At 54.8% G+C, this 17,794-nt stretch carries 18 protein-coding genes and 1 other annotated feature; of the genes, 7 read left to right on the top strand and 11 right to left on the bottom strand.

Annotated features, from left to right (window positions below; translation table 11 throughout):
* Positions 1 to 280: 280 nt before the first annotated feature.
* The gene (locus tag J2125_RS17230; RefSeq protein ID WP_017799382.1) at positions 281 to 1,483 is read left to right on the top strand and encodes an MFS transporter; all 1,203 of its coding nucleotides are present in this window, start codon (positions 281 to 283) and stop codon (positions 1,481 to 1,483) included.
* Positions 1,484 to 1,749: 266 nt separating this feature from the next.
* Entirely contained in the window at positions 1,750 to 3,432 is a 1,683-nt protein-coding gene (ybaL, locus tag J2125_RS17225) for a YbaL family putative K(+) efflux transporter (RefSeq protein WP_017799383.1), read from the top strand.
* 72 nt (positions 3,433 to 3,504) lie between these two features.
* Here ybaL and J2125_RS17220 read toward each other — a convergent pair whose 3' ends face one another.
* The 4 genes from J2125_RS17220 to J2125_RS17205 form a co-directional block, all read right to left on the bottom strand.
* A complete protein-coding gene (locus tag J2125_RS17220; protein ID WP_017799384.1) occupies positions 3,505 to 4,806 on the bottom strand; it encodes an inosine/guanosine kinase in 1,302 nt (433 codons plus the stop codon).
* 59 nt (positions 4,807 to 4,865) lie between these two features.
* Positions 4,866 to 5,825, bottom strand: a complete 960-nt coding sequence (hemH, locus tag J2125_RS17215; RefSeq protein ID WP_017799385.1) for a ferrochelatase — start codon at positions 5,823 to 5,825, stop codon at positions 4,866 to 4,868.
* 122 nt (positions 5,826 to 5,947) lie between these two features.
* The gene (gene adk / locus J2125_RS17210) at positions 5,948 to 6,592 is read right to left on the bottom strand and encodes an adenylate kinase (protein WP_017799386.1); all 645 of its coding nucleotides are present in this window, start codon (positions 6,590 to 6,592) and stop codon (positions 5,948 to 5,950) included.
* Between the two features lie 200 nt (positions 6,593 to 6,792).
* On the bottom strand, positions 6,793 to 7,407 hold the full coding sequence (locus J2125_RS17205; protein ID WP_017799387.1) for a DUF6024 family protein: 615 nt from the start codon (positions 7,405 to 7,407) through the stop codon (positions 6,793 to 6,795).
* A 242-nt stretch (positions 7,408 to 7,649) separates the two neighbouring features.
* On the opposite strand from J2125_RS17205, the gene J2125_RS17200 reads away from it, so the two are divergent.
* Positions 7,650 to 8,522 carry a LysR substrate-binding domain-containing protein gene (locus J2125_RS17200; RefSeq protein WP_017799388.1) on the top strand — a complete coding sequence of 291 codons (873 nt, stop codon included), beginning with the start codon at positions 7,650 to 7,652 and terminating at the stop codon, positions 8,520 to 8,522.
* Between the two features lie 82 nt (positions 8,523 to 8,604).
* On the opposite strand, the gene htpG is transcribed toward J2125_RS17200, so the two are convergent.
* From htpG to J2125_RS17170, 6 genes are all read right to left on the bottom strand, one after another.
* Positions 8,605 to 10,479, bottom strand: coding sequence for a molecular chaperone HtpG (htpG, locus tag J2125_RS17195; RefSeq protein ID WP_026111469.1), 1,875 nt, complete (start codon positions 10,477 to 10,479; stop codon positions 8,605 to 8,607).
* Between the two features lie 98 nt (positions 10,480 to 10,577).
* The gene (gene recR, locus J2125_RS17190) at positions 10,578 to 11,183 is read right to left on the bottom strand and encodes a recombination mediator RecR (protein WP_026111470.1); all 606 of its coding nucleotides are present in this window, start codon (positions 11,181 to 11,183) and stop codon (positions 10,578 to 10,580) included.
* A complete protein-coding gene (locus J2125_RS17185) occupies positions 11,183 to 11,512 on the bottom strand; it encodes a YbaB/EbfC family nucleoid-associated protein (RefSeq protein ID WP_017799391.1) in 330 nt (109 codons plus the stop codon). The genes recR and J2125_RS17185 overlap by 1 nt, the downstream gene beginning before the upstream one ends.
* A gap of 54 nt (positions 11,513 to 11,566) precedes the next feature.
* Positions 11,567 to 13,495: a DNA polymerase III subunit gamma/tau gene (dnaX, locus tag J2125_RS17180; protein WP_017799392.1), complete on the bottom strand. Its 1,929-nt coding sequence runs from the start codon at positions 13,493 to 13,495 to the stop codon at positions 11,567 to 11,569.
* Positions 12,170 to 12,231, bottom strand: a sequence feature (DnaX frameshifting element). Its footprint overlaps the gene before it by 62 nt.
* A gap of 160 nt (positions 13,496 to 13,655) precedes the next feature.
* Positions 13,656 to 14,207: an adenine phosphoribosyltransferase gene (gene apt, locus J2125_RS17175; protein WP_017800971.1), complete on the bottom strand. Its 552-nt coding sequence runs from the start codon at positions 14,205 to 14,207 to the stop codon at positions 13,656 to 13,658.
* A 157-nt stretch (positions 14,208 to 14,364) separates the two neighbouring features.
* Entirely contained in the window at positions 14,365 to 14,742 is a 378-nt protein-coding gene (locus J2125_RS17170) for a DUF454 family protein (protein ID WP_017800970.1), read from the bottom strand.
* Positions 14,743 to 14,799: 57 nt separating this feature from the next.
* On the opposite strand from J2125_RS17170, the gene priC reads away from it, so the two are divergent.
* The 3 genes from priC (at position 14,800) to rsmS (ending at position 15,852) form a co-directional block, all read left to right on the top strand.
* Positions 14,800 to 15,336 carry a primosomal replication protein PriC gene (gene priC / locus J2125_RS17165; RefSeq protein WP_017800969.1) on the top strand — a complete coding sequence of 179 codons (537 nt, stop codon included), beginning with the start codon at positions 14,800 to 14,802 and terminating at the stop codon, positions 15,334 to 15,336.
* A gap of 72 nt (positions 15,337 to 15,408) precedes the next feature.
* Positions 15,409 to 15,654 carry a GlsB/YeaQ/YmgE family stress response membrane protein gene (locus tag J2125_RS17160; RefSeq protein WP_017800968.1) on the top strand — a complete coding sequence of 82 codons (246 nt, stop codon included), beginning with the start codon at positions 15,409 to 15,411 and terminating at the stop codon, positions 15,652 to 15,654.
* Between the two features lie 24 nt (positions 15,655 to 15,678).
* Complete coding sequence (rsmS, locus tag J2125_RS17155) at positions 15,679 to 15,852, top strand: pleiotropic regulatory protein RsmS (protein ID WP_017800967.1); 174 nt, start codon at positions 15,679 to 15,681, stop codon at positions 15,850 to 15,852.
* Here rsmS and acrR read toward each other — a convergent pair.
* On the bottom strand, positions 15,820 to 16,455 hold the full coding sequence (gene acrR / locus J2125_RS17150; RefSeq protein ID WP_017800966.1) for a multidrug efflux transporter transcriptional repressor AcrR: 636 nt from the start codon (positions 16,453 to 16,455) through the stop codon (positions 15,820 to 15,822). The two genes, rsmS and acrR, sit on opposite strands and share 33 nt — an antisense overlap.
* A 141-nt stretch (positions 16,456 to 16,596) precedes the next feature.
* Here acrR and J2125_RS17145 point away from each other — a divergent pair, with 141 nt between their 5' ends.
* Positions 16,597 to 17,787 (top strand): efflux RND transporter periplasmic adaptor subunit, encoded by a 1,191-nt coding sequence (locus J2125_RS17145; protein WP_017800965.1) that lies wholly within the window; start codon positions 16,597 to 16,599, stop codon positions 17,785 to 17,787.
* The last annotated feature ends 7 nt before the right edge of the window (positions 17,788 to 17,794 follow it).

Raw genomic sequence — 17,794 nt, 5'->3', positions numbered from 1 at the left:
GCACCGTTTTTTTGGTAAAACGCAAAATCGATCTCCTTGTCAGCAACGCTTTCTGATTATTTCGCCAGTGTAGAACGCCTGTGAAGATAACATCAACGCTTTCAATTTTTTGAGACTGCGCCCCGATTATGCCGCAGCTTTATGACCGTACCCAGTCAGCATTGTTATGGATATGTTAGCAATCGCACGCAGAGCCATTGTAATAGCCGCAACAACCCGCTTGAATAGCCTTAGCGCTATCGTCCGGCGCCATAACAATACTCAATATTCAGGTTAATTAATGGCAAGCGAACAAACCCTCTCGGCATCTCCGGCGGCGCCAAGGCGTACCGCTTTCGGCGTACTGGGCGCAATCAGCCTGGCGCATCTGTTAAACGATATGATTCAGTCGCTGATCCTGGCGATCTATCCGTTATTGCGCAGCGAGTTTTCCCTTAGTTTTGTGCAGATCGGCCTGATCACCCTGACCTTCCAGGTCACCGCCTCACTGCTGCAACCGCTTATCGGCCACTATACCGATAAACATCCACAGCCATGGTCACTGCCGATTGGTATGGGTTTTACCCTTTCCGGCCTGCTGCTGCTGGCGGTCGCGCAGACTTTCCCGCTGATCCTGCTGGCCGCCGCGCTGGTGGGCACCGGTTCTTCCGTATTCCATCCTGAATCTTCACGCGTAGCGCGTATGGCATCCGGCGGCCGCCACGGTCTGGCGCAGTCACTGTTTCAGGTCGGCGGCAATCTCGGCGCTTCTTTGGGCCCGCTGCTGGCGGCGATCATTATTGCGCCCTACGGGAAAGGGAATGTGGCCTGGTTTACCCTCGCGGCGCTGCTGGCGATTGTGCTGCTGCTGCAAATTAGCCGCTGGTATCAGGCTCAGCATCGCGTGGCGAAAAGCGGCGCGGCAACGGCGGTGAAAAATCCGCTGCCGCGCAAAAAAGTGGCGCTGGCTATCAGCATTCTGCTGTTGCTGATTTTTTCCAAATATTTTTATCTCACCAGCCTCAGCAGCTACTACACCTTTTATTTGATCCACAAATTTGGTCTGTCGGTGCAGGATGCGCAGCTGCATCTGTTTGCTTTTCTGTTTGCCGTCGCCGCCGGTACGGTGATTGGCGGACCGCTGGGCGATAAGATTGGCCGCAAGTATGTAATCTGGGGATCGATCCTCGGTGTTGCGCCCTTTACCCTGCTGCTGCCCCATGCTTCGCTGGCGTGGACCGGAGTGCTGAGTGTGATTATCGGCCTGATCCTCGCCTCAGCTTTTTCCGCAATTCTGGTGTATGCTCAGGAGCTGATGCCGGGCCGCATTGGCATGGTTTCGGGACTGTTTTTCGGTTTTGCTTTTGGCATGGGAGGCATCGGCGCGGCGATTTTAGGTCTGGTGGCAGATCGCACCAGTATTGAGCTGGTCTACCAAATCTGCGCTTACCTGCCGCTTCTCGGCATTCTCACCGCTTTCCTGCCAGATAATCGGCAAAAATAGCCCCTTTAAGCGGCGGATACTTGCGAATCATGCCGCACCTTTCTGCGATAAAATAGCGTCCGCTGTATGATGAGTGGGAGAAATCCCGCTCATCTGCCTAAGTCGCTGCCATTTACATATTTTTTGCACTTATCACCATTATTGACAAGCATGCGCCAGAAATATGCCATAAACTGAACACTTACAACCGGACACATTTGCTTACCCTCAAAGTTGCTGGTGTTAGCTGTAATGCCAGGTATGAAGAGGGACACAAGGAGACAGGCATGCACCACACCACGCCGCTTATCACGACAATTGTCGGAGGCCTTGTTCTCGCCTTCCTCTTTGGCATGCTGGCTAACCGGCTACGCATTTCCCCCTTAGTAGGTTATCTGTTAGCTGGCGTATTAGCTGGCCCTTTTACCCCCGGTTTCGTGGCTGATACGAACCTCGCCCCGGAACTTGCTGAACTCGGTGTGATCCTGTTGATGTTCGGTGTCGGTTTGCACTTCTCCCTGAAAGATTTGATGTCGGTTAAATCCATTGCCATCCCTGGCGCTATTGCGCAGATTGCCGTCGCCACGCTATTGGGTATGGGGCTGTCATGGGCGATGGGCTGGTCGCTGATTACCGGTTTAGTATTTGGTCTCTGCCTCTCCACCGCCAGTACCGTGGTGCTGCTGCGTGCGCTGGAAGAGCGTCAGTTAATTGACAGTCAGCGTGGACAGATTGCCATTGGCTGGTTGATTGTTGAAGATCTGGTGATGGTGCTGACGCTGGTGCTGTTGCCGGCAATTGCCGCCATGCTGGAACAAGGCAACGCCAGCTTCTCGATGCTCGCCTGGGATATGGTGTGGACTATCGGTAAAGTGGTGGCGTTTATGGTGCTGATGATGGTGGTTGGCCGCCGCGTGGTGCCGTGGATTCTGGCGAAAAGCGCCGCCACCGGTTCGCGTGAGCTGTTTACCCTTGCGGTGCTGGCGCTGGCGCTGGGTATCGCCTTTGGTGCTGTCGAGTTCTTCGATGTCTCCTTTGCGCTCGGCGCCTTCTTTGCCGGTATGGTGCTGAACGAGTCGGAACTCAGCCATCGCGCCGCGCACGATACGCTGCCGCTGCGCGATGCTTTTGCCGTGCTGTTCTTTGTTTCGGTCGGCATGCTGTTTGACCCGATGATTCTGGTGCAAAAACCGCTGGCAGTACTTGGCGCGCTGGCGATTATCGTGCTGGGTAAATCCATTGTCGCCTATTTGCTGGTAACGCTGTTTGGCCATTCACGCCGTACCGCGCTGACCATTTCTGCCAGTCTGGCGCAAATCGGTGAATTCGCCTTTATTCTGGCCGGTCTGGGTATTTCCCTCGGTGTTCTGTCCGATGAAGGACGCAATCTGGTACTGGCGGCGGCGATCCTGTCGATTATGCTGAACCCGATTCTGTTTACTCTGCTGGAACGGTATCTGGAAAAAACCGAGACCATCGAAGAGCAGACGATGGAAGAGGCGATTGAAGAAGAGAAGCAGATCCCGGTTGATCTCTGTAATCATGCGCTGGTAGTGGGTTATGGCCGCGTCGGCAGCCTGCTTGGTTCGCGCTTAATTGCCGCCGGGGTGCCGATTGTGGTGGTGGAAAACTCGCGACCACGCGTTGAAGCGCTGCGTGAGCAGGGCATCAAAGCGGTGCTGGGTAATGCCGCACGCGCCGATACCATGGAGCTGGCGCGGCTCGATTGCGCACGCTGGCTGCTGCTGACCATCCCCAACGGCTACGAGGCGGGTGAGATAGTCACTGCGGCGCGCGAGAAGCGGCCTAATATTGAAATTATTGCCCGCGCGCATTATGACGATGAGGTGGAATATATTATGGAGCGTGGCGCCGATCGCGTGGTGATGGGCGAACGTGAAATCGCCAATAGTATGCTAAATATGTTGCAGCTGGAGCTGGAAAAAGAGCCGCAGGAGTGTCCGATTTAGCAGCAACAGGGAGGCGAGAACGCCTCCCCTACGGAATTTGCAGGGACGGCGTTCTCACCGCCCGTTGCCCAATTACCTTTCCCAGTACGCCTCTTCCAGACTGTCTTCACGCTCCGGCAGCCCACGGGTTAAACGGGGCGAATGCTGGTTTAATACCTGATAGCTGACGCGGTTGGCGTATTTGCACACCTGCGCCAGTGACGAATAGGTCAGATAACTGCGTCCATGCTTGCTGGAGTTCGGCACATTACTGCGATGGTAATTATTCGCGGTAATATCATGCAGCAGCGCCGCCAGCGCGCCATCACCGGCGCCGTTGGTATTCATAATTTTCTCCGGTCCACCCATATAAGGAGCGATATGCGAGAAAATACGTAGCGGCTGCTGACAATCCTGATGACGCATGGCGCGGCTGAATTCGTACAGGTTAAATTCCGCGATCACCCCCGGCAGCAGCGGATGATTGGTCTTACGCTTGCCCTCCTCCTCGGTAAAACCGGCCATATACAGACCATTTGGCCCGGCGGTACACAGCACCAGATCGACCCAGTCCAGCGCCTTATCGGCCGCCTGCAACGGATCGCTAAATCCGGTCAGCTCCTGCGCTTCATCTTCATTCATCGCCACAATCGACACATGGTCGCGCAGAAAATCGCGCCAGAACTGCGGATTATCGGCAATCACATATTTGGTGCCCAGCGTCAGCACCACCGGCACATTGTGTTTTTTCGCCAGTTCAATGGCTTTCATCGTCGCCTGTGGCATCGGCTCGCCCGGCTTACAGCGCACCAGATAGGAAGTCAGCACCAGCGCTGAAGCGCCGGCAATCACCGCTTCAGGAATACTCTCTTCACGCAGCTGATTCATCATGCCCGGACTGATGGCGAAAGTACGCTCGCCGTTATCGCCAATCAGGGTAAAACAGCGGCCAATGGCACCATCAACGCCCTGCAGATAGTTAAGATCGGTACGGCTGGAGGTATTGCACAGATAACGATAGGCGTAGCCGCCAATCTGCACATTGTTGCACATCACGCCGAGCAGTACCGAGCGGTCATCCGCCAGTACCGAGTAGTTGTGCAGCGTATTACCGATGGTGCCGCCAGCAAACTGATGACTGATCAGCTGGTCGCGCATCAGCTCGTTGTACAGCGCTTCCGCCACATCATCATCAATCACCAGCGAATGGCCAGCGCTCAGGCCATAGCGCGCCACAAACGCATCATCCACTTTGGCTTCGATATCCACCAGCGTCTGATCGATACCCACCACCCAGCTGCTGACGTTTTCTGGCGGAAGTTGGGTTTGCAGTAAGGGATCGCGGGCGCTGACGGGGAAGTAGTGTTTGGATTTGCGTTTGCCGGGAAATTTCATGATCGATAGCTTCAGAAGAATTCAGGCCGTAAATAGTATCATATTCACGGCCCGCGCGGTCAGCGCTGGCGGTTAACCAGTTCCACCATCATCTCAATATGTCCGGCATCATCATTCAGCGCCGGGATATATTCAAATTTGCTGCCACCGGCATGCATAAAGAATTCACGGTTCTGCTCGCTGATCTCCTCAAGGGTTTCCAGGCAATCAGCGGAGAAGCCGGGGCTCATAATCTGAATATGCTTAACGCCTTTAGCCGGCAGACTTTTCAGCGTCTCATCGGTATAAGGCGTCAGCCATGGCTCGCGGCCAAAGCGCGACTGGAAGGTCAGCATCACCTCCCCTGCCCCCAGACCCAGCGCCGCCGTCAGTGCAGCGCAGGTATCGTGACAGCGTTGTGGATAGTCGTCACCTTCATCAGCGAAGCGTTGCGGAATGCCGTGGAACGACATCACCAGCAGATCGGGCTTGCCATGCACCGCGAAAGATCGCTCAACTGAAGCCTTCAACGCGGCAATATACGCCGGATGTTCGGCGTAATCGCGAATAAACTGCACATCCGGCAGCGAGCGATAGCCGGAGAACACGGCGGTTAAGCCGTCCCATACCGCCGCCACCGTCGAGCAGGAGAATTGCGGATAAAGCGGTAACACGATCAGACGGGTCACGCCCTGCGCCATCAGGCTGTCTGTCGCGCTTTTCAGGCTGGGGTTACCGTAACTCATCCCCAGTTCCACCGGCATATCAAGCCGGGCCGCCAGCGCGTTACGCTGGCGCTGGCTGTAGACCAGCAGCGGAGAACCTTCGTCCATCCATACTGAAGCATACAGTTTAGCCACCCGCGGTGAGCGGATCGGCAGGATCGCGCCATTCAGGATCGGCCACCATAACCAACGTGGAGTATCCACAACCCGTGGATCGCTGAGAAATTGTTTCAGATAACGTTTTACTGCTGGCGTGGTGGGCGCATCAGGCGTCCCTAAATTCACCAGCAATACGCCGGGCTTATCTTGCCTCATTGTTATTCCTTTGATTGGCATAAAGGGGGTCTAAATGAAAACGAGAATGATTGTAGCGAAAAAACGCGGGGGATAAACCGATTGCTGTAAAAGGGCCAGCGATAAGCTGGCCCGAAAAGCGATTAACCGAGGATTTTTGCCAGTTCGGCACTGACTTCAGACACTTTGCGCGTGCCGTCAATTTTGTGGTACGCGGTGTTACCGGCTGCGGCTTCTTTGCTGTAGTAGGCAATCAGCGGCGCGGTCATCTGATGGTATTCCACCAGGCGCTTACGCACGGTCTCTTCCTGATCATCTTTACGCGTGGTCAGCTCTTCGCCGGTCAGGTCATCTTTACCTTCCACTTTCGGCGGATTGTAAGTGACATGGTAAACACGGCCTGATGGCGCATGTACACGACGGCCGACGATACGGTCAACAATCAGTTCGTCAGGAACCGCGAACTCCAGCACGTTATCGACTTTGATGCCCGCTTCTTTCATCGCATCAGCCTGAGGGATGGTGCGCGGAAAGCCGTCTAACAGAAAACCATTGCGGCAATCTTCTTGCGCAATTCGCTCTTTTACCAGCGCGATGACCAGTTCATCGGTAACCAGTTTGCCAGCATCCATAATTTCTTTGGCTTGTTTACCCAGCTCACTGCCCGCTTTAACCGCGGCACGTAACATATCACCGGTGGAGATTTGCGGAATACCGTATTTCTCCATAATGAACTGAGCCTGAGTACCTTTACCTGCGCCCGGAGCGCCGAGCAGAATAATACGCATTGCGTAAATCCCCTTGCGAATCGCATTGATCTAACGAATAAGGGCAAGAACATACCATTAAGACCCGATATCCACAAGAAAACGGGCGGTTAATCAACCGCAACATTCTGGTTACATAACAGCAAGAAAATCCAGATAAGCGGATGAGATACAGGGAGTTAACGCACGGAACCCGGCGGAAACAGCGGCGTTCTTTCAGACTAGCGGCATAGCGTGGCCGCAATATGAGTGCCGGCAACCGGCGCCATTTTGAAAGGCTGCCAGTAACCGTTATTGATAATTGCCAGTGATTTCTCCAGCGGGTTCGCCACCGAGGTCGCCGCTTCAAACAGGCGTAACTCGCTACGCAGCAGCGTACTGAATTCCGCAGTACGCAGGGCAATCATCGTCAGTGCGGGTGAAAGTCCGGCGTGCAGGTGTAATGGCGTAACGAAAATCGCACTATTACGCACCAGCTCTTCATGGCGCCGGGTGGCAAAACTGTGCGATCCATCCACCACCCCTTTGCCCTCACAACCACGTAAATCGTTTACTTCGCCACTGCAAGGATCGACATGGGTGATCAGCGCAATATGGCCCGGTTCGCCGATTTGCATCGCCGGACGCTGTAATAACTCACTGACCGGCTGATTTAGCGCCTGCCGGGCGTGACAGCGCGCCACTTCCTGCTTGTAAAACTGATGGGATAAGATCACCCGGGCAATACGCAGCGACTTCACAAAAAAAATGTCGTGGTTTTCCAGCTTATACAGGCGGGAAAGGGTCTGACGCAGTTCGTTGCGTAGCGCGTTAATCTGCTGTTGTGATGGTTCCATGAAATGATTAACTCTTGCTGATAAAGCCATGCCACAGATGGGGGGTGTTATTTTTTTTATGATTTTTTTAGCGAAGTAATAGTGATGCACGGTTCCCTGGTGCTGGCGGGAAAATCAACGCGCACAGAGCGTTACCCCGGCGGACCGCTATTTTCCGTGGCTAAGAGTATGAAAATGCGGCTGGACTTTAAAATGATATAAACAGACAATTCCTGTTAGTTTTTCTCACAGGGGTTGAATCAATGGCTGGCCTTCCTCCACTGCGCGCCCTGCGCTATTTCCAGCAGGCGGCGCTGCATAACAGCTTCAGCCTGGCGGCGCAGTCACTTAACGTAACCCACAGCGCCATCAGCCATCAGATTAAGCAGCTGGAAGAGTGGCTGGGTAAGCCGCTGTTTATTCGCGCCAATGGCCGGGTGCAGCTGACGGCGGATGGTGAGCGCCTGAAGGTGACCTGCGCACGGGCGTTTAGCGATATCGAAACGACCTGTGAAAAAATTAGCCTGCGCCATAACAGCAGTCTCACGGTTTCTTCTGCGCCCAGTTTTCTGTCGCAATGGCTTATTCCACGTATCAGCGACTTTAGTCAGCTTCATCCCGCCATTACCCTGAATTTTCAGACCCATATGGATGTGGATAAAGTGCGTGGCGACCAGACCGATATTCTGATCCTCAGTCATGAGCAGTCTTCCCACGAGGATATTGCCGCGACGCTAATCACCGTCGACTATATCGGCCCGGTCTGCTCAGCGAATTTTGCGCAGCCAGTCAGCTATGACACTGATTTCACCACTCTGCCGCTGCTGCATGCTGATACCAAACGGCACGCCTGGGCGGAATGGGCGGAAAAAACCGGCGCACGCGGTGATTTCTGGGCGGGAAGATATTTCGATAATCTGACACTGGGGATTCAGGCGGCGCGCAATGGTCTGGGCCTGATGATTACGCCGCAGATTCTGGTGAAACGAGAGCTGGAGGAAGGCACGCTGGTGGCGCCTGTCGGCTTCGCGGCTATGGATCGTGCAACCTGGATGATGGTGAAGCAGAGCAGAAAAGATGAGCCGGAGATTGCGCTGTTTCGGCAATGGTTATTAGCTGAGGCGGCCGGGGAATAAGATGAAAAAGGGCAGCGAAAACGCCGCCCCTACAAAAGAGCGCAGACTACTACTGTAGGGGCGGCGTTCTCGCCGCCCACTATCAGGCAATCAACAGCTGATTCATACGACGAATAAACTGGTTAGGATCTTCCAGCGTGCCGCGCTCGGCGAACAGCGCCTGCTCCAGCAACAGCTCGATCCACTCGGCAAACTGCGTTTCATCCTGAGTATCGGCGGCACGTTTCACCAGCGCGTGATCCGGGTTGATCTCAAACAGATACTTCACTTCCGGCACCGCCTGACCCGCAGCGGCGAACAGCTTCGCCATCTGGGTGGTCATATCGTTGGCTTCAGTGGTAACGATCGCCGGCGTATCGGTTAAGCGATGCGTCAGACGCACTTCTTTCACCCGATCGCCCAGCAGGGTTTTCACCCGCTCGATAAACGGCTCCAGCGCTTTTTCCGCTTCTTTCTGCTCGTCGCTCTCTTCATCCGCCAGTTTGCTTAACGCATCATCCGCTTTGCTGGCCGACTGGAAGGACTTACCGTCAAACTCGGTCAGGTAGCTCATCATCCACTCGTCGATGCGATCGGAGAGCAGCAGTACTTCAATACCTTTCTTGCGGAACACTTCCAGCTGCGGGCTGCTTTTCGCCGCCGCATAGCTGTCAGCAGTGATGTAGTAGATCTTATCCTGACCTTCCACCATACGACTGATGTAATCTTCCAGCGAGACGGTCTGCGTCGCGCCTTCGCTGCTGGTAGAGGCAAAGCGCAGCAGTTTCGCGATAGTTTCCGCGTTGCTGGTATCTTCCGCCGGGCCTTCTTTCAGCACCAGACCAAACTGCTGCCAGAACTGCTGATATTTTTCCGCGTCATCCTTCGCCATTTTCTCCAGCATCTGCAACACACGCTTGCTTAACGCGCTGCGCAGGCTCTGGGTAATACGGCTGTCCTGCAGAATTTCACGCGATACGTTCAGCGGCAGATCGTTGGAGTCGATCAGACCACGGACGAAACGCAGGTAATTCGGCATAAACTGCTCGGCGTCATCCATAATAAACACGCGCTGCACATAGAGTTTCAGCCCATGTTTATGCTCGCGATTCCACATATCAAACGGCGCCTGCGCCGGGATATACAGCAGGCTGGTGTACTCCTGCTTGCCCTCGACGCGATTGTGGCTCCAGGCCGCAGGGTCGCTAAAATCATGGGCGATATGCTTGTAGAACTCTTTGTATTCGTCTTCGCTGATCTCAGACTTATTACGCGTCCACAGCGCCTGGGCTTTATTGATCTTTTCCCAGTGGGTGGTGTCATCTTCTTCGTTATGCGACTCAATCTCGACCGGTAAGGCAATATGGTCGGAGTATTTGCCGATAATGCCACGCACGCGCCAGGCATCAAGGAACTCATCTTCGCCTTCACGCAGATGCAGGGTAATTTCGGTACCGCGATCGGCTTTCTCGATATCAGCAATGGTGTAATCACCTTCGCCTGCTGATTCCCAGTAAACCCCTTCATCTGCGCCAGCACCGGCGGCACGGGTGCGTACCGAAACTTTATCGGCGACGATAAAGGCGGAGTAGAAACCAACGCCAAACTGCCCAATCAGCTGGCTGTCTTTCGCCTGGTCGGAACCCAGCGATTCAAGGAAGGATTTGGTGCCAGATTTGGCAATGGTGCCCAGGTTTTCAATGACTTCATCACGGCGCATACCGATACCGTTATCGCTCAGCGTGATGGTGCGTTGTTCCTTGTTCACCGAAACCCGTACCCGCAGATCGCCATCCCCTTCATACAGTTCAGGGCTGGAGAGCGCACGGAAACGCAGCTTGTCCGCGGCATCGGAGGCGTTGGAAATAAGCTCGCGCAGGAAGATTTCTTTATTTGAATAGAGCGAATGGATCATCAGATGCAGAAGCTGTTTCACTTCTGACTGGAAGCCACGGGTCTCTTGTCCTTTCATGGTCATTGATACCTCAACAAATCAGGTTTATTGAATGATGAGGAGGAGATGGGGATGAAAAAAAACTTTTCAAGCAGGTACGGCAGCACCGTACCTGTGAATGCTTAAAATTTGATCTTTTGCCGTCCTGCCAGCGAATGCGACAGGGTGGTGCCATCGACCATTTCCAGTTCGCCGCCCATCGGCACGCCATGCGCGATACGACTGGCGTCGACACCATATTGCCCGCACAGCTCAGCAATATAGTTGGCGGTGGCCTCCCCTTCTACCGTTGGGTTGGTCGCGAGGATCACTTCGACAATGGTTTCACGTTCCAGACGCTGCTCCAGACGATCCAGCCCAATATCATTGGGGCCGATACCGTCCAGCGGCGAAAGATGGCCCATCAGCACAAAGTAGCGACCGGCAAATTGCCCGGTCTGCTCAATGGCATGAATATCGGCCGGGCTCTCCACCACGCAAATCTGGCCATTCTGCTGACGACGCGGATTGGCGCAGATGGTGCAGATATCCTGTTCGGTAAAAGTATGACAATCCTTACAGTGACCGATTTCAGACATCGCCCGCGTCAGCGCCTGCGCCAGACGCATACCGCCGCTGCGATCGCGTTGCAGCAGCTGAAAAGCCATGCGCTGCGCCGATTTAGGCCCGACTCCGGGTAAACAGCGCAGCGACTCCATCAATGTTTCGAGGAGTGGGCTGGTTTGCATCAGAATGGCATCTTAAAGCCCGGCGGCAACTGCATGCCGCTGGAAACTGCCGCCATTTTCTCTTTCTGCGTTTCAGCAACACGGCGCGCCGCATCGTTAAATGCCGCAGCAACCAGGTCTTCCAGCATATCTTTATCATCTTCCAACAGGCTTGGATCGACTTCCACACGACGGCAGTTATGCGCGCCGTTAATGGTGACTTTTACCAGACCTGCGCCGGACTCACCGGTCACTTCCATTGCAGCAATCTCTTCCTGCACCTGGGCCATTTTGTCCTGCATTTGCTGGGCCTGCTTCATCAGGTTGCCCAAACCGGCTTTACCAAACATAGTCTTCTCTCTCAGCTCAGGCCGCGTAATCGTCGTATACGCTTAGGCGGCGGTTCAAACGGGGCGAATACTCTCTTCATCCAGGTCGGCGTCAAAAAACCGGCGCAGAGTCTGAATATGAGTATCCGCGATTATCGACTGGCGCGCCTGCGCCAGCTTCTCTTCATAAATGGCCTGTCGCCACTCCAGCGGCGTTAACACCGCCGGATTATCGTCTTCCACGATAGTCAGTTCAACCGGCTGTCCGGCCGCCTGACTTAATGCTTCAGCCAGCACCTTCTGTGCGGAAGGCGAGTTAAGATGTCGCTGACCGGCGCGCAGATGCAAACATACGCCCTGTTCAGTCTGTTCTTTCCACGCATTTAATGCCAGCTGCTGCACCAGTTTCGGAATGTTCATGGCGGCGATTTCCGCCGCCCAGCCATCGCGCTGCTGTGACTCTTCCGTCAGCTTGCCCGCCAGCTCCGGCGTTTTTTCATGCTCTAACGCCGAACGCAGCGCTTTCGGCGTCGCCACCACTTCCGCCTTCACTTCCTGCGGGTTTTGCGCCGTCCAGCGGTACGCCTCTTTTTTTACCGCCGCGACAGATTCGGCAACAGCAGCTTGCTGTCGCTTCTGACCGCGTTCGGTAACTGAAGCCAACCGCTCCAGTGCCGAACTCGCCGGCCGCGCACCAGGCGCCGCCGGCTCACTCTTTTTTAGTTTGGTCGCTCCCTGCTGGCGCATCAGTTGTGTGCGCGCCTGCAGAAGCTGGCTGGTAGCATCCGGTAAATTGCCGCTGACTTCCGGCGCACTGTGCGCCGCCGGCGGTTGCGATGGCGGGGTTGCAGGAACTTCCGGCTGTGGCTGCGCCTGCGGCGTCATCGCCGGACGTGCGGCCGGTTCAGCAATCACCTGCCGCGGATGAAAGGCCAGCGCGCGCAGCAGGGTCATTTCAACGCCCATGCGACGATCCGGCGCCAGCGCCAGCTCTTTGCGCCCCACCAGTAAGGTCTGGTAATAGAGTTGTACATCCGCTGGCGGCAGCACCCGCGCCAGTTCACGCAGACGCTGCTCAATCGCCGCCTGCTCGTCGCCCATCGCTGACGGCAGCAGCTGCACCATCGCGATACGGTGCAGCAGACGCAGCATCTCAACCAGCAACGCTTCCCACTCCACACCGCGTGACGCCGCCTGGTTCAGCAGCGTCATCACCTGCTGACCTTCTGCATTCACCAGCGCTTCGATTAACGCCAGTGGCTGCTCATCATCCAGCGTGCCGAGCATCGCGTTAACGGTATCAGTGGTAATTTGCCCCTGCCCCATCGCGATCGCCTGATCGGTCAGGCTCAGCGCGTCACGCATACTGCCGTCGGCGGCGCGCGCCATCAGCTGTAATGCGCGGGTTTCCGCACTGATATTCTCTTCTTTAAGCACATGCTCAAGCTGGCCGCGGATCTGCTCAACATCCAGTGCTTTCAGATGGAATTGCAGGCAGCGCGACAGAATGGTCACCGGCAGCTTTTGCGGATCGGTGGTGGCCAGCAGGAATTTGACGTGCGATGGCGGCTCTTCCAGCGTTTTCAACAGGGCGTTGAAGCTGTGGCGCGACAGCATATGCACTTCATCAATCAGATAGACTTTGAAACGACCGCGCGCCGGTGCGTACTGCACGTTATCCAGCAGGTCACGGGTGTCTTCAACTTTGGTGCGCGAGGCGGCATCAATCTCAATCAGATCGACAAAGCGCCCCTGCTCGATTTCACGGCAGTTATCGCACTGACCGCACGGCGTCGCCGTAATGCCGGTTTCGCAGTTCAGCCCTTTCGCCAGCAGACGCGCAATGGTGGTCTTGCCGACACCGCGGGTGCCGGAAAAAAGATAAGCGTGATGAATGCGGCCGAGCGACAGGCCATTCGCCAGCGCTGTCAGGACATGCTCCTGACCGACAACATCAGTAAACGCTTGTGGACGCCACTTGCGGGCAAGTACCTGATAGCTCATTAATTCGCGGAATTTTTCAGTGAAACAGAGGGTAATGCTAACACAGCCCTACCTTTACGGCGAGGCTGAAGAATATGAGGATCTGGAAGAACCCGGGCGGCGATAACGCCGCCCCTACCCAGATCTCTTGTAGGGGCGGCGTTATCGCCGCCCGCTGGAATCAATGACCCGGAAAAGCAACCAGGCTATAGCTGTTAACGCCCATCGCTTTCAGACGCGCTTCGCCGGTCAAATCGAACAGATTGATCACAAAAGCGGCGTCTTTCACTTCCCCACCGGCGCGGCGGATCAGTTTGACCGTGGCTTCAATGGTGCCGCCGGTTGCCAGCAGGTCGTCAACCACCAGCACCACATCACCGGCGCCAATTGCGTCACAGTGCAGTTCGAGGCTGTCGGTGCCGTACTCTAATTCATAGCTTTCGCTGAACGTTTTGCGCGGCAGTTTGCCTGGCTTACGCACCGGGACAAAGCCGACGCCCAGCGCCAGCGCCACCGGCGCACCGAACAGGAAGCCACGCGCTTCCGTGCCGACGACTTTGGTAATGCCACTATTGCGATAGCGATCAACTAACAGTTCAATGGCAGTGGCATACGCTTTCGGATCTTCCAGCAGGCTGGTTACGTCACGAAACAGAATGCCCGGCTTTGGATAATCCGGGATGCTTTTGATACTGTCTTTAAGGAATTCAAGCTGCTGCGCAGTCGCGGTCATAATATTATGCCTGGTAAAAACGAATCTGACTCACGCAGCTTCGCTCCATACTGACAGTCAAAAACTGCAGACGGAGGCGATAAATCGGGGAAGCCGCGCACGAAAACGACCAAATCTAAGCAAAGTGTCTGGCAAATGCAACCTTGAAGCAGGGAAATCAGCGCTTTTGTTGTTCTTTCTCAACCACCGGCAGACGCAACATAAAGATCACCAGTACACAGAGCATGCATATCAGTAGAATACGTAACCAGACTATTTTTACCAGCCATAGCGAGACGGCGAAAGTGATAATAATAAAAACTATCGCCCGCCCTTTGGCTTTCGGCGGCAAAGCACGATGTTGCTGCCAGTGGCGGATATAACTGCCAAACCAGGAGCGATAAAGCAACCAGTGGTGAAAGCGCGGCGACGAGCGCGCAAAGCACCAGGCCGCCAGCAGGATAAATGGTGTGGTGGGCAACAGCGGCAGAACCACGCCCAGCGTGCCAAGGGCAATCGCCAGCCAGCCAACAACTAATAATAATATGCGCTGCATAGTGCGACCTGAATTAATCATGCTGTGGCTACTTTAACACAGCGCCGGAGAAGCAAAATGAGAAGCTCGCTATTACTGCAACAGCTGGACAGCCGCGTGGAAGAGCTGGCAAAGCATGTTGCGCCGCTGGCTGGCAGACGCGCCCGCCGGGCACGCTTTGATAACCAGCTATTTCATTGTCAGAGCCTGCGTCTCGGCGACTATCTGCTGGAAATCCGCGAAACGATGCTGCAACTGCGGCACGCGGTTGATGACAGTCATGCTGAACGCCTCGCCTGGCTGGCGGAGCGTGTGGTGCTGCAAATCGGCGCGTTACAGCGTGAAATCGCCACTCTGCCGTTGCGCGGTCAGGAAGGTGGCGGCAGCAAACGCGCCGAGACGCTCTATCAAAAGCTGGCCGACCACCAGGAGTTTGAGCGCCGCCTGCTGCAGATGATTGCCGGGCGTGAAAGCCTGCTCGGCCAGCAGGAGACGCTGGTTCAGCAGCAAAAAATGCAGCAGGAGCTGGAGGCGCTGGAGGCCCGTCTGCAACGCTGCCGCGCGGCGTTAAAAGAGATCGAACTGGAGATAGCCCGCCGCGAAGAGCAGCAGTAAGCGCCGTGCGGCTGCCACTTCAGCGGATGGCGGGCTATACTGGACAGGCAATTTTAACCGCGGGGTGACGGAATGGGACTTCTCTCCTGGATTGTGATCGGCTTAATCGCTGGCTTAGTGGTACGCAGGTTTTTCCCGGGCCGTCAGGGGGGATCGATTCCCACTCTGATTCTGGCGCTGGTCGGTGCGCTGGTCGGCGGCTATATCAGCAGCTATTTCAGCTGGGGAACGCTGGCCACCATTGAACCGCGCGCCCTGCTGCTGGCGCTGCTGGGCGCGCTGGTGATGATGCTGGTAGCGAAAATACTACGTTTATAATCACGCATTGAATGGAGTTGCACGATGTCATTAGAGAAAGCCCCCGATGAGGTCAAACTGGCAGTGGATTTGATTATGCTGCTGGAAGAGAATCAGGTGGCGCCGCAAACGGTGCTGGCGGCGCTGGAGATTATTAAGCGGGATTATGAAAAAAAACTGGCGGCTTCAGGGCCGGCGCAGCGTCGGGCTGGTGATTAGCATATCGATCAGGGTTTCTACTAATAATGGCGCGTCGGCCGCCAAATCGAAGCTATCCGGCATAAACAACCAGTTTTCCATGATTCCGCTGACATAACCGCGCATTATCACTGCCGCGCGACGCGTATTAAGTTCAGCAGGGAGTTGTCCCTGGTCAATGCAACTGCGCAGGACTTCTTCTATTTTTTCGTAACACTCAAGATATAAATTTTGCTGCATCATTTGCAGAGTTGTCATTTCACCGACAAACTCACACTTATGGAAAATAATTTCCATAAGTGACCTTCTCCGCTGGTCGCGCGCCGTGGACTCAAATACATAGTTAAGCATCGCACGCATAACGGAAAGTGGATCGTCAGGGTATTTTATTTGATACTCAGTCTCTAAGTCGTCCATACCGGACTCAGACTGTGACCAAATCTCGTTCAGCAAGTCGGCTTTATTTTTGAAATGCCAGTAAATCGCACCACGCGTCACACCAGCGGCTTGAGCAATATCCGCCAGTGATGTCGCGGAGACACCATCTTCAGAAAACCGGGTTATCGCTGCATCAATAATTTGATTCCGCGTTTCAAGGGCTTGCTGTTTGGTTTTTCGTGCCATAAGGGTGTTTTTTACAAAAGGGTAGATTTACATACATTTGCGAATGTATGTAACATAGCACGACCATAATTTAAACGCAGCAATGGGTTTAACGGTTTGTGATCCATTGAACAATCGATATCGGACACTCGAGGTTTATTTATGAACAAAAACAGAGGGTTAACGCCTCTGGCGGCCGTCCTGATGCTTTCAGGCAGCTTAGTGCTAACAGGATGTGATGAAAATAAATCCCAAGAAGCCGGCCAGCAACAAGCACCCGAGGTTGGCATTGTCACCTTAAAAAGCGCACCACTTAAAATGACCACCGAGCTACCGGGCAGAACCTCTTCCTTCCGCGTTGCAGAAGTGCGCCCACAAGTTTCGGGCATTATTTTGAAGCGGAATTTCGTTGAGGGAAGCGATATCAAAGCAGGGGAATCCCTGTATCAGATCGACCCGGCCACCTATCAGGCTGCCTGGGACAGCGCTAAAGGCGATTTGGCTCAGGCTAACGCTAACGCGCAGATCGCCGCATTGACGGTGAAACGTTATAAGCCGCTGCTGGGCACCAAATATATCAGTCAGCAGGATTATGACCAGGCAATGGCCACCGCCAGCCAGACCGCAGCAGCGGTACAGGCAGCAAAAGCAAATGTCGAAACGGCGCGTATTAACCTCGCCTACACTAAAGTCACGTCACCAATCAGCGGACGTATTGGTAAATCGTCGGTCACTGAAGGGGCTTTAGTGCAGAGCGCGCAAACCACCGCCCTCGCCACCGTGCAGCAACTTGACCCTATCTATGTTGACGTTACGCAATCCAGTGAAGAATTTCTGCGTCTGCGTCAGGAACTGGAGTCAGGCAAGCTGAAGCAGGATGACGGCAAAGCCAGCGTCACCCTGTTAATGCAGGATGGTAGCGCCTATGCCCGTACCGGAACATTAGAATTCTCTGATGTCACCGTCGACGAGACCACCGGCTCCATTACCCTGCGCGCCATGTTCCCGAATCCGGATCAGCGTCTGCTGCCAGGGATGTTTGTCCGTGCCCGTCTGGACGAAGGCACCAACCCGAATGCGCTGCTGGTTCCGCAACAGGCGGTGACCCGTACGCCAACCGGTGAAGCTACCGCGATGGTGATTGGTCAGGATAATAAAGTGGAAGTACGCAAGCTGACCGCCGAACAGGCGATTGGTGATAAGTGGCTGGTTTCAGCAGGTCTGAAGGATGGCGATAAAGTTATCGTTACCGGTATTCAGCGTGCGAAACCTGGCGCTCAGGTGACTCCGCAGGAAGTGAGTGCAGACGACGCGAAGAAACAAGATGCGTCGGCTGAACAAACCAAGTCATAAACAGGAG

Source organism: Winslowiella toletana (assembly GCF_017875465.1).
Classification (GTDB): Bacteria; Pseudomonadota; Gammaproteobacteria; order Enterobacterales; family Enterobacteriaceae; genus Erwinia; species Erwinia toletana.
This window is presented reverse-complemented; position numbering and strand designations above follow the sequence as displayed.